At 62.6% G+C, this 11,299-nt stretch carries 13 protein-coding genes; 9 read left to right on the top strand and 4 right to left on the bottom strand.

Annotated elements, in window-relative coordinates; translation table 11 throughout:
• Positions 1-130 precede the first annotated feature (130 nt).
• Together JGZ97_RS14520 and JGZ97_RS14525 are read right to left on the bottom strand one after the other, a co-directional pair.
• Positions 131-562, bottom strand: a complete 432-nt coding sequence (locus JGZ97_RS14520) for a DNA polymerase III subunit chi (RefSeq protein ID WP_207063369.1) — start codon at positions 560-562, stop codon at positions 131-133.
• Positions 563-590: 28 nt separating this feature from the next.
• On the bottom strand, positions 591-2,072 hold the full coding sequence (locus tag JGZ97_RS14525) for a leucyl aminopeptidase (RefSeq protein ID WP_207063370.1): 1,482 nt from the start codon (positions 2,070-2,072) through the stop codon (positions 591-593).
• A gap of 153 nt (positions 2,073-2,225) precedes the next feature.
• Between JGZ97_RS14525 and lptF the strand changes: the two genes are divergently transcribed.
• Positions 2,226-3,350 carry an LPS export ABC transporter permease LptF gene (gene lptF, locus JGZ97_RS14530; RefSeq protein WP_207063371.1) on the top strand — a complete coding sequence of 375 codons (1,125 nt, stop codon included), beginning with the start codon at positions 2,226-2,228 and terminating at the stop codon, positions 3,348-3,350.
• Positions 3,347-4,408 carry an LPS export ABC transporter permease LptG gene (gene lptG, locus JGZ97_RS14535; RefSeq protein WP_207063372.1) on the top strand — a complete coding sequence of 354 codons (1,062 nt, stop codon included), beginning with the start codon at positions 3,347-3,349 and terminating at the stop codon, positions 4,406-4,408. The genes lptF and lptG overlap by 4 nt, the downstream gene beginning before the upstream one ends.
• On the opposite strand, the gene JGZ97_RS14540 is transcribed toward lptG, so the two are convergent.
• Both JGZ97_RS14540 and gloA read right to left on the bottom strand, forming a co-directional pair.
• Complete coding sequence (locus JGZ97_RS14540; protein WP_207063373.1) at positions 4,405-4,851, bottom strand: RDD family protein; 447 nt, start codon at positions 4,849-4,851, stop codon at positions 4,405-4,407. The genes lptG and JGZ97_RS14540 overlap by 4 nt on opposite strands.
• A 104-nt stretch (positions 4,852-4,955) precedes the next feature.
• On the bottom strand, positions 4,956-5,339 hold the full coding sequence (gene gloA / locus JGZ97_RS14545; protein WP_207063374.1) for a lactoylglutathione lyase: 384 nt from the start codon (positions 5,337-5,339) through the stop codon (positions 4,956-4,958).
• 113 nt (positions 5,340-5,452) lie between these two features.
• On the opposite strand from gloA, the gene JGZ97_RS14550 reads away from it, so the two are divergent.
• From JGZ97_RS14550 to ung, 7 genes are all read left to right on the top strand, one after another.
• The gene (locus tag JGZ97_RS14550) at positions 5,453-5,782 is read left to right on the top strand and encodes a phasin family protein (protein WP_207063375.1); all 330 of its coding nucleotides are present in this window, start codon (positions 5,453-5,455) and stop codon (positions 5,780-5,782) included.
• Between the two features lie 91 nt (positions 5,783-5,873).
• Positions 5,874-6,386, top strand: a complete 513-nt coding sequence (fldB, locus tag JGZ97_RS14555) for a flavodoxin FldB (protein ID WP_207063376.1) — start codon at positions 5,874-5,876, stop codon at positions 6,384-6,386.
• 1 nt (position 6,387) lies between these two features.
• Complete coding sequence (locus tag JGZ97_RS14560; protein WP_207063377.1) at positions 6,388-6,774, top strand: diacylglycerol kinase; 387 nt, start codon at positions 6,388-6,390, stop codon at positions 6,772-6,774.
• Positions 6,775-6,817: 43 nt separating this feature from the next.
• Positions 6,818-7,420, top strand: a complete 603-nt coding sequence (locus tag JGZ97_RS14565) for a phospholipid-binding protein MlaC (protein ID WP_207063378.1) — start codon at positions 6,818-6,820, stop codon at positions 7,418-7,420.
• Positions 7,421-7,614: 194 nt separating this feature from the next.
• A complete protein-coding gene (gene prfB / locus JGZ97_RS14570; protein ID WP_207063391.1) occupies positions 7,615-8,709 on the top strand; it encodes a peptide chain release factor 2 in 1,095 nt (364 codons plus the stop codon).
• A 30-nt stretch (positions 8,710-8,739) separates the two neighbouring features.
• The gene (lysS, locus tag JGZ97_RS14575; protein WP_207063379.1) at positions 8,740-10,269 is read left to right on the top strand and encodes a lysine--tRNA ligase; all 1,530 of its coding nucleotides are present in this window, start codon (positions 8,740-8,742) and stop codon (positions 10,267-10,269) included.
• Positions 10,270-10,365: 96 nt separating this feature from the next.
• Positions 10,366-11,061, top strand: coding sequence for a uracil-DNA glycosylase (gene ung, locus JGZ97_RS14580; protein WP_370584075.1), 696 nt, complete (start codon positions 10,366-10,368; stop codon positions 11,059-11,061).
• The last annotated feature ends 238 nt before the right edge of the window (positions 11,062-11,299 follow it).

Here is an 11,299-nt window from a genome sequence, read left to right on the forward strand (position 1 = left end):
ACAAAAAATGAGGGAGCATCTGCTCCGGGCGAATCGGCCGATTATACAACGGCATCGAGTAGGGTGATAGGCGGGGGCGGGGCCTTGCCGCCTCCCTGTAGGTAGGGCGCGGACCCGTGGAGGAGGCGGGTTAGCGCTTGGCCCGCATGTCGTTCATGTGGATCTCAAATCCCCGCTGCTGGTAGCAGCGGTAGTTGGCCCGGGTGGCCTCCAGCACGGTGTCTTCCTGGATGACCACCTCCAGGGTGCGGTTGAATGCCAGCGCCGGCTCGGGAACCTGCAGCGCCAGGTTGAGATAGACATCGCGGTGCTCGGGCAGGCTGTCGCCATAGCCGATCTGAACCGGGGCGTCTTCGTTGGCGGCCACGAGGGCGTGGGGAACGAAGGCCTCCTCGCGAAAATCCCACAGGCGCTCATCCAGGGCGCGGGCGGCACTCTCGGATTCGGTGCGCACGTAGACCCGGTGACCCAGCGCCTGGACCTTTTCGATCAGCTGGCAGGCAAACCGGAGGCGGGCGTCGGGGTCGGGGGTCGGGAGAACGTAAAAATCACTGCGGGTCATTGTGTGGGGGCGCGAGGCCCCCCTCTCCTTATGCGGTGCGGTCGATCAGGTACTGGGTCAGCAGGGGCACGCAGCGCCCGGTGGCACCCTTCTGCTTTCCGCTCTGCCAGGCGGTGCCGGCGATATCCAGATGGGCCCAGCGGTACTCCTTGGTAAAGCGGGACAGGAAGCAGGCGGCGGTGATGGTGCCGGCGGGGCGACCGCCGATGTTCTGCATGTCGGCGAAGTTGCTGTCCAGCTGCTCCTGGTAGTCGTCCCAGAGCGGCAGGCGCCAGGCCTTGTCGGTGGTGTAGGCAGCGGCGTCCAGCAATTCCCCGGCCAGGCCGTCATCGTTGCTCAGCAGGCCCGAGGCCTTGTGTCCCAGCGCCAGGATGCAGGCGCCGGTGAGGGTGGCCACGTCCACGACGCTGGCGGGGTTGAAGCGCGCCACGTAGGTGAGGGCGTCGCAGAGCACCAGCCGGCCTTCGGCGTCGGTGTTGAGAATCTCAATGGTCTGGCCGGACATGGAGGTGACGATGTCGCCGGGCTTGGTGGCATGGCCACTAGGCAGGTTTTCGGCGGCGGCGATCACCGCGACCACGTTGAGGGGCAGGCCCATCTCGGCGACGGCGGTCATCGTGCCCAGCACGCTGGCGGCACCGCACATGTCGTACTTCATCTCGTCCATGGCTTCGCCCGGCTTGAGGCTGATGCCGCCGCTGTCGAAGGTGATGCCCTTGCCCACCAGCACGTGGGGCTTGTCGCCCTCGCTGGCGCCCCGGTATTCCAGAACGATCAGCTGCGCCGGCTCTTCGGTGCCCGCGGTGACCGAGAGCAGGGAGCCCATGCCCAGCTTGCGCATCTCGTCCTCTTCCAGCACCTGGCAGCTGAGGCTGGGGTGCTGCTCGGCGAGCTCCCGGGCCTGGTCGGCCAGGTAGCGGGGGGTGCAGACGTTAGCCGGCAGGTTGCCCAGGTCACGCGCGGTGCTGACGCCGTTGGCCAGGGCCGCGCCTTCGCTGATCGCCACTTCGCCGGTCTCAACGTCGGCTTCGTCCAGGTTAATGCGCACGCGGGCCAGGGACAGCGGGTCACCGGGCTTGCTTTTCATCTGCTCGAAACGGTAGAGCTCGGCCACGGCCTGCTCCACCAGTTGCCGGGTACGCCAGTAGCAGTCGCGGTCGTTGACGGCGGCGTCATCCAGGCAGAAGGTGGCCTCGGTGCAGTTGATGGATTTGAGAACCGTCAGCGCCGCCTTGATCCCTTTCTGGAAATTGCTGTCGTTACGTTGCTCGTCAGTGCCCAGGCCCAGCAGCAGCACCCGCCGGGCCTTCACCCCGGGCAGGCCGCGCAGCAGCATCGTCTGGCCTTTTTTGCCTTTGATATCGCCGGCCTCAATCACCTGGCTGATGGCGCCCTGGCTGGCTTCGTCAAGCGCGCGGGCCGGTGCGGTCAGCGACCCTTCGCCGATCGCCACTACCAGGCACTCGCTGTCCAGTTGCTGGGGAACGTCGCTTGAGATCTCAAATTCCATAGTCTCTCCACAAGACATCGATAGGGGTTTAGTGGATAATGCCGCCAGCCCCGAGGACGAGTGCCGCAGCGTCAGAATGTGCAGAGTTTACGCAAAATCTCGGTGGCTTGCAGAGAATTGTCCAGGATCCGGGCCGGGGGGAAAGGACCGAGGGTGATCATATTTCGCTACCTCTCCAGAGAAGTGCTGATCAACATGATGGCGGTGACATTCGTGCTGCTGATCATCATCATGTCCGGTCGATTTATCAAATACTTGGCGGAGGCTGCCGCCGGTGAACTCTCGGCCAATGTGCTCTACGGGCTGATCCTGCTGCGCATTCCCGGCTTTCTTGAACTTTTGCTTCCGCTGGGACTGTTCATCGGCATTCTGCTAGCCTACGGGCGGCTTTACCTTGAGAACGAAATCACTGTGCTCAGGGCCTGCGGCATGAGTCACCATCGCTTGCTGCTGATTACCCTGGGGCCCACCGTGGCGGTGGCTCTGGTGGTGGCATTTATGAGCCTTTGGGCCACGCCCTGGGGATCGCAACGGGTGGAAGCCATTCTCCTGGAGCAGGAGCAGGTCACCGAGTTCGAGGCCCTGGTGCCGGGGCGTTTTCATGAGACCGAGGACGGGCGCCGGGTCACTTACGCTGAAGGGCTTGAAGAGGAGCGGACGCGCCTTGCGCAGGTGTTTCTGGCCGGGCGCAGCGGGAAGCCGGATGACCCGCGGCTGGGGGTAGTGATGGCCGAGAGCGGGCGTCAATCGGTGGACCCTGAAACCGGCGTGCGCTACCTGGTGCTGGAGAACGGTCACCGCTACGAGGGGGTCCCCGGCCAGGCGGATTACCGCCGCGTGGACTTCGGCGAATACGGCGTCAAAATTGAACGCACGCCGGTGCTGGAGCGGGTCTCCAAGGTTGAGACGCTGCCCACCGGGCGGCTGCTGGGCAGCGAGGAAATTGATCACCAGGCCCAACTCCACTGGCGGCTTTCGTTACCGGTCTTGTGTCTGGTGGTGAGCGTGCTTGCCGTTCCGCTGAGCCGGGTGAACCCGCGGCAGGGGCGTTTCGCCCGGCTTTTGCCCTCGATCCTGATTTACCTCCTCTACATCTCGATCCTTACCAGCGTGCGCAGCGCGCTCGAGAAAGGGGATCTCGAGCAGGTTGCAGCCCTGTGGTGGGTACATATCGGGTTTGGTCTGTTGGCGATTAATCTGCACTTCTTTGCACTGCGCTGGGCTCAGCTCTGGTGGTGGTGCTGGGGGCTGCTACCACGGTGGACCCGGGAAGAATGAAGCTGCTCGACCGCTATATCGCCCGCACCATTCTGGTGGTTTGCGTGGGGGTGCTTTTTACCATCACGGCGTTGGACCTGCTGTTTGCGTTTATCGCAGAGCTGGAGGACATCCGCGGTGACTACACCCTGTCCGCTGCCATCGAGTACACCCTGATGACCGCGCCCCGCCGTTTTTATGAATACGTGCCCATGTCGGTGCTGGTGGGTTGCCTGGTGGGCTTGGGATTGCTGGCCAACAATTCCGAGCTGACCGTGATGCGCGCGGCGGGGATCAGCAAGTTGCGCATTCTCGGCGCCGTGATGCAGCCGGTCCTGCTGCTGATCCTGATCTGTACGCTTTTGGGGGAGTACGTGGCCCCGCGCACCGAGCAGGCGGCGGTCGCCGAGCGCGCCATCGCCCGGGGCGGCCAGGATACCCTGGTGCAGGGCGGCGCCTGGCTGCGGGATGCAAAACGTTTCCTGCATGTCAACGCGGTGCGCCCTGACGGCTCCCTGCACGGGATCACCTTCTATCAGCTGGGCGAGCAGCGGACACTGGCCCAGGCGGGCTTTGCCCGCCGCGCCGATTATCGCCCCGACGGGCAGTGGTTGCTGCAGGATATTCGTGTGACCCACTTTGAGGAGGGGCGGACCCGCGTCGAACAGCTGGCGCAACAGGCGTGGACGTCGGCGCTGACCCCGGACCTGCTGAAGGTTCTGGCCGCCGACCCCGAGCGCATGTCGATGCGCGGCCTCTACCGCTACACCCAGTACCTGGGGGGGCAGGATGTCAACGCCACGGCGTATCGCCTTGCCTTCTGGAATAAACTGCTGTTGCCGGTGGCGGTCATTGGCCTGGTGCTGGTGGCCATGTCATTTGTGTTCGGCCCGCTGCGTTCGGTGCCCATGGGGCAACGGATCATGGTGGGGATCGTGGTGGGGCTGACGTTCAAGATTGTCCAGGATCTGCTCGGTCCGGCCAGCACCGTCTACGGCTTCTCGCCCCTGATCGCGGCCCTCAGCCCGATCGCGCTTTGCTACCTGATCGGCGGCTGGCTGCTCAAGCAGGCCCGTTAAGGCTTTTTCCGGGGCTTGGGCACCCGCACCACCCGGCTTTCAGAGTAGCGGTCGTGCCAGGTCAGTCCCTGCCGGTCAAACAGCATCCACCAGTAACCAAGGCCCAGCGGCAGGGCGGCGGCCATGGCGGCAAAGAACCTTATCAGCGCCTGTAGCGGGGTGATGGTAAAGCCGTCGGGGGTTTGTATGCGGATCCGCCAGGCTTGCATGCCCAGGGTCTGGCCGCTGCGGGTCCAGAAGCCGGCAAAGAAGATAAAGGTGATCAGGAACAGGCAGCTTTTAAAGAAGGGGCCTTCGACGGCCTCTCCCCCGTTAAGGCCGACCCCGATGGCACCGATCAGCATCCACAGTGCGATGACGATCAGCGAATCGTAGAGCATGGCGGCCAGACGCAGAAGCAGGGAGGCGGGCTGAAAGGGTTCAGAGGAAGAAAACTTGCGCATGGGACCTCACCGGGCATAGGGGGCGGCCATTCTAGCCCAAGATGAAAACCGATGCAGCCGCCTGCCGGTGTTGCCCGGACAGGGCCCAGGGGGAGAAGCGCCGGTCAGGGGGTGTTCAGTAGTTCGATCCGGTAACCGTCCGGGTCCTCGATAAAGGCCAGCACGCTGTTGGTGTGCTTCATCGGGCCGGGCTCACGCAAAACGTGCCCCCCCTTGCTCTTGATCCGGTCGCAGGCAGCGTAGACATCGTCGACGCCGATGGCGATATGGCCGAAGCCGGTGCCCAGGTCATAGCTGGTCACCTCCCAGTTATGGGTCAGTTCCAGCACGCTCTCCTGGGCCTCTTCACCGTAGCCGAGAAAGGCTAGGGTGAACTTGCCTTCCGGGTAGTCGCGCCGGCGCAGCAGGCGCATGCCGAGCATGTCGGTATAGAAACTGATGGCCTTCTCCAGGTCGGAGACTCGAAGCATGGTGTGCAGAATCCGCATGGCGGTCTCCTTGCCGGTGGGAGGCCCGCAGGGCCCGATTGATGCGCTGTACAGCCCATTCGCCCATTGCGTATAATCAATTCAAACGCTGAGCTAAGGAAAAGGTAGCCTATATGTTCCAAGACATGACCAAGCAGATGAGTCGCTCCATGGAGCCGATGAAAACCCTGGTGGAGATCCAGGCCAAGATGCTGGAACAACTGACCCGACAGCAGATAGCCTGCGCCCAGAGCTGCGTTGAGGCAACCATGGAGCAGTCCAAGGAACTCTCCGCCTGTAAAACCCCGGAAGATCTGCTTAAGCTTCAGCAAGCCTACGCCAAAGGGCTGGAGGACACCCTGCAGAAAGCCAGCGCCGCCAACATGGACGCCCTCAACGAGGCGCGGGAGCAGATGGAGAAACTGACCCGCGAAGCGTTCGATTCCCTGACTCCCAAGCGCTGAAGGCGGGGCGAATACCAAGGCAGCCCAGGCTGCCTTTTTGTTTGCCTCGATCCAGCCCCTTCGTGTGTATGCAGCAAGAGACCCAAGCAACGTGAAAATAGCCCTGTTCTACGGATCCACTACCGGCAACACCGAGGATGTCGCCGAGCAAATTCAGCGTACCTTGGGTTTGGAGCGGGTGGATCTTTACGACATCGCCGACGAGCCGCTGAGTCACGCCAGTGGTTACGAACACCTCATCATGGGCATTCCTACCTGGGATTACGGAGAAATCCAGTCCGAGTGGGAGGATATCTGGGACGAGCTGGATCATCTGGAACTGTCCGGTAAGACGGTTGCCCTGTTTGGCCTGGGCGATCAGATCGGTTATGGCGAATGGTTTCTAGACGCCATGGGGCTGCTGCACGACAAGCTGGTGGAGCGGGGGGCAAAACTAGTGGGTTATTGGCCGGTGGAGGGCTACACCTTCGAGGCCTCCAAGGCACTTACCGAGGACGGCACTCATTTCGTCGGACTGGCGGTGGATGAGGACGGCCAGCATGAACTGACCGAGGAGCGGGTTCAGCGCTGGTGCCAGCAGGTCCTTGCCGAGTTCGAAAGCTGATATGGCCAAGCCGGGCCTGACCGGGCTGAGTCGCCTGACGAGGGCGACCGGTTATTCTCTGCAGGGGCTGCGCGCATGCTGGCGTCACGAGGCAGCCTTCCGCCAGGAGGTGGTTGCAGTGTTGCTGCTGGCGCCGCTGGCCTTCGCGGTGGGCGATACCCTGGCGCAGGTGGCATTGCTTCTGGCTTCGCTGGGGTTGCTGCTGGTGGTGGAGCTGCTCAACTCGGCGCTGGAAGCGTTGGTTGACCGGGTGGGGGAGGAGTACCATGAGCTCTCCGGCCGTGCCAAGGACATGGGCTCAGCCGCGGTGCTGCTGACCCTCTTGACCGTGGTCGTGGTGTGGGCGTTGGTGCTGGTGGAGAACTGGCTCTTGCCGGTGTTGTCGTAGTGAAGTTGCCGTGGCGAGAGGCGGCTATTTAGAGGAAATGTCTATGAACGTTCTTAATGCTGTTCGCACCTCGATCCTGGGTTTTTTGTTGCTGGCGCTGGTTCCCGCGCAGGCGAATGAAACCCCTCGGGGGGTGATTGAAGGGCGCTATAACTCGTTGCTGCAGTTGATCGAGGAGCAGGTCTTGGTTGCCGGCATGCCCCAGGAGGAGTTGCTGGGACTGATGGAGCGCGAGCTGGTGCCGGTGGTGGATTTTCCCCGGGTGGCACGCAAGGTGATGGGCAAGTACGCGCGTCGGGCCTCCGAGGCGCAGCTTGGGAACTTCACCGAGATCTTCAAAACGACGCTGGTCTCCACCTACAGCAAGGGGCTGAACCAGCTGGACCAGCTGGATCACGTGGTGATCGAGGACCCTATCCTGGATAGCGACGGCAGCCGTGCCAAGGTGCCCACCGAGGTGGTGCTCACCGGCGGCGAACGCTACAAGGTGATCTACTCCATGTTCGAATCCGACGGCCGCTGGCTGATCGAAAATATCGTCGTCGAAGGGGTCAATATCGGCCTAGTGTTCAAGAACCAGTTCGCCCACTACATGGAGAACTACAACCGCGACATCGACCAGGTGATCGCTCACTGGGGCGACTGACCCTGCTCCAGGCCTGCAGGCTCTGCTTGGAATCCTGGCAAGGCCATGAATCAATGAGAACCCACTGCGGGCAGGCTCAGGAGGCTTGGCAGTGGCCCTCGCCGGGCGGCGGCCCCGCCCACCCGGCTATTCAAACCCCCCGGGGATTCAGTTAGAATTTCCGGTTTTCCCAATCCAGGCCCGAAACACCCATGATAGAAGTCAATCCGATCCAGTTGCGGATCAAGGATATCGCGTCGCGCACCCAGTCGCTCAAGCAGTACCTGGACTACGAGACCAAGCACGAGCGGCTGATCGAGGTGGAGCGAGAGCTGGAACAGCCCTCCGTGTGGGACGAGCCCGAGCGGGCGCAGGCCCTGGGCAAGGAACGGGCCAGTCTGGAGCAGGTGGTCAAGACCCTCGACGCGTTGGAAAACGGGGTTAATGATACCCGTGAATTGCTGGAGATGGCGGTGGAGGAGGAAGACGCCGACACCGTTGCCGAGGTGGAGTCCGAGCTCGACGGCCTGACTGCGCGCCTGGAGACGCTGGAGTTCCGGCGCATGTTCTCCGGCGAAATGGACCCCAACAATGCCTTCCTCGATATCCAGGCCGGCTCCGGCGGCACCGAGGCCCAGGACTGGGCCAATATGCTGCTGCGCATGTACCTGCGCTGGGGCGAGGACAAGGGCTTCAAGGTGGAAATTCAGGAAGTGAGCGCCGGCGAGGTGGCGGGCATCAAGAGCGCCACGGTCTCTTTCCAGGGCGAGTACGCCTTCGGCTGGCTGCGCACTGAAACCGGGGTGCACCGGCTGGTGCGCAAGTCACCGTTTGACTCGGGTAACCGGCGTCACACCTCTTTTTCCTCCGTCTTCGTCTCGCCGGAAATTGACGACAGTGTCGAGATCGAAATCAACCCCGCCGACGTACGTACCGACACCTACCGCGCCTCCGGCGCCGGCGGTCAGCACGTCAACAAGACCGATTCGGCGGTGCGCCTGACCCACGAGCCGACTGGTATCGTGGTGCAGAGCCAGAGCCAGCGCTCCCAGCACCAGAACCGCGACAAGTGTTGGCAGATGCTGCGGGCCAAGCTCTACGAGCACGAGATGCTCAAGCGCGCCGAAGCCGCCCAGGCGGTAGAGGAGAGCAAGTCCGATATCGGCTGGGGCAGCCAGATTCGCTCCTACGTGCTTGACGATCAGCGCATCAAGGATCTGCGCACCAACGTCCAGACCAGCAACTGCGATAAGGTACTGGACGGCGATCTCGACCAGTTTATCGAAGCCAGCCTCAAGGCCGGCCTCTAAGTTTTACGTTTTTACAGGGTTCCTATCTACATGTCCGACAACAGCCAGCAAGACGCCCCTCTACAGGAAGAAAACCGCCTGGTGGCCGAGCGCCGCGAGAAGCTCCAGGCGATCCGCGCCGACGATCCCAAGTCCAACGGCTTTCCCAACAGCTTCCGCCGTGACAGCTATGCCCAGGATCTGCAGGACGCCCACGGCGACAAGAGCAAGGAAGAGCTGGAGGCGGCCGGGATTCGAGTGGCGGTGGCCGGACGCATCATGCTCAACCGCGGTGCCTTCGCGGTGCTGCAGGACATGACCGGGCGGATCCAGCTCTACGTCAACAAGCAGGCCCGCGCCTTTGCCAAGTCGCTGGACCTCGGTGACATCGTCGGCATCAAGGGCACCCTGCACAAGTCCGGCAAGGGCGACCTCTACGTCGACATGGAAGAGTGTGAGCTGCTGACCAAGAGCCTGCGTCCGTTGCCGGACAAGCACAAGGGGCTGCAGGACACCGAGATGCGCTACCGCCAGCGCTACGTCGACCTGATCACCAACGAGCAGTCGCGCAAGGTGTTCGAGATTCGCGCCAAGGTGGTGGCCGGAATCCGCAATTTCCTCAGCGAGCGCCGCTTTGTCGAGGCGGAGACCCCGATGCTGCAGGTGATTCCCGGTGGCGCCACCGCGCGGCCTTTCGTCACCCATCACAATGCGCTGGATATCGACATGTACCTGCGCATCGCCCCCGAGCTTTACCTGAAGCGACTGGTGGTGGGTGGTTTTGAGCGGGTGTTCGAGATCAACCGCAACTTCCGCAACGAGGGACTCTCCACCCGTCACAACCCCGAGTTCACCATGCTGGAGTTCTACCAGGCCTACGCCGATTACAAGGACCTGATGGACCTGACCGAGGAGATGCTGCGCACCCTGGCGAACGATATCCTCGGCACCACCACCCTGGTCAACACGGTGCGGGATGAGAACGGCGAGGTGCTGGAGACCCTGGAGTACGACTTGGGCCAGCCGTTCCAGCGCATGAGCGTGTTCGACTCGATCCTCCATTTCAACCCGGACATCAAGCCCGAGGCCCTGGCCAACGAGCACGCAGCCCGGGAGATCGCTGCGCGTCTGGATATTCCGGTCAAGGAGAGCTGGGGACTGGGCAAACTGCAGATCGAGATCTTCGAGAAGACGGTGGAGCATCGCTTGCACCAGCCCACCTTCATCACCGAGTACCCCACCGAGGTTTCGCCCCTGGCCCGGCGCAACGATGACAACCCCTTTGTTACCGACCGCTTCGAGTTCTTCCTCGGCGGGCGGGAAATCGCCAACGGCTTCTCCGAGCTTAACGATGCCGAGGATCAGGCCGAGCGCTTTAAGGCCCAGGTGGCGGAAAAGGACGCCGGCGATGACGAGGCGATGCATTTTGATGCCGACTACATCAACGCCCTCGAGTACGGTCTGCCCCCCACAGCGGGGGAAGGGATCGGTATCGACCGGCTGGTGATGTATTTCACCGACTCGCCCTCGATCCGAGACGTGCTGCTCTTTCCCCACATGCGCCCCGAAAAGGCGCAGTAACTTGATCACCCGCTCAGACAGCCCCTGAGCGGGGACGCTTCCGGTATCAGGCGGGCCCGCGGCGGCAGGCGCTGGCGGCAGGCCGTGGAGAGAAACGTGACCGACACCGAGCACCTGAACCTGGAACCCGGCTGGAAACAGGCCCTCGAGGCTGAATTTCAACGGGATTACATGAAGTCCTTAGGCGCCTTCCTGGCTGAGGAGAAGGCCCGGCGCAAGGTCATCTACCCCCAGGCCAAAGACCGCTTCAACGCGCTCAATTACACCCCTTTGGACCGGGTCAAGGTGGTGATCCTCGGCCAGGACCCTTACCACGGTCCGGGCCAGGCGCACGGGCTGTGCTTTTCGGTGCGCCCGGGAGTTAAGGTGCCGCCCTCCTTGGTCAACATCTACAAGGAGCTGGCTGCGGACCTGGGGGTGAGGCCCGTGGCGCACGGTAATCTCGAGTCCTGGTCCTCCCAGGGGGTGTTGCTGCTCAACTCTGTGCTTACCGTGGAACAGGGGAACGCCGCGTCCCACCGGGGCAAGGGCTGGGAGACCTTCACCGACCGGATCACTCACCTGCTCAATGAGGAGCACGACGGGCTGGTCTTTATGCTCTGGGGCGGCTACGCGCAAAAGAAGGGGAGCTTTATCGACCGTCAGCGCCACAAGGTGCTGGAGGGGCCGCACCCCTCGCCGCTCTCTGCGCACCGGGGCTTTTTCGGTTGCCGGCATTTTTCCCAGGCCAATGATTATCTGGTGAGCCGGGGCCAAGACCCCATCGACTGGCAGCTACCGGAAACACCCTGAGTTTTCGTCCGTTGCACTGGGGGAGTCATGTTTGTAATCGCCGAGCGCAGGCAGGGGCGCCATTCGGCGCAAAGTCGCCCTTTTGGGGTCGTTTTGGTGGGCCGATGGTTTGGGTGTTTCAGATTGCTTGTTGAGCGGGGACGATGGTTATTTGTTGCGCCCACCCGGGCGCCTTCATTTCTTTGCCGCGCGGCAAAGAAACAGAAGCAAAGAAACCGCGCCCCAATCAATCGCCCTG

Origin of the sequence: Motiliproteus sp. SC1-56 (assembly GCF_017309075.1) — a bacterium.
GTDB lineage: Bacteria > Pseudomonadota > Gammaproteobacteria > Pseudomonadales > Balneatricaceae > Motiliproteus.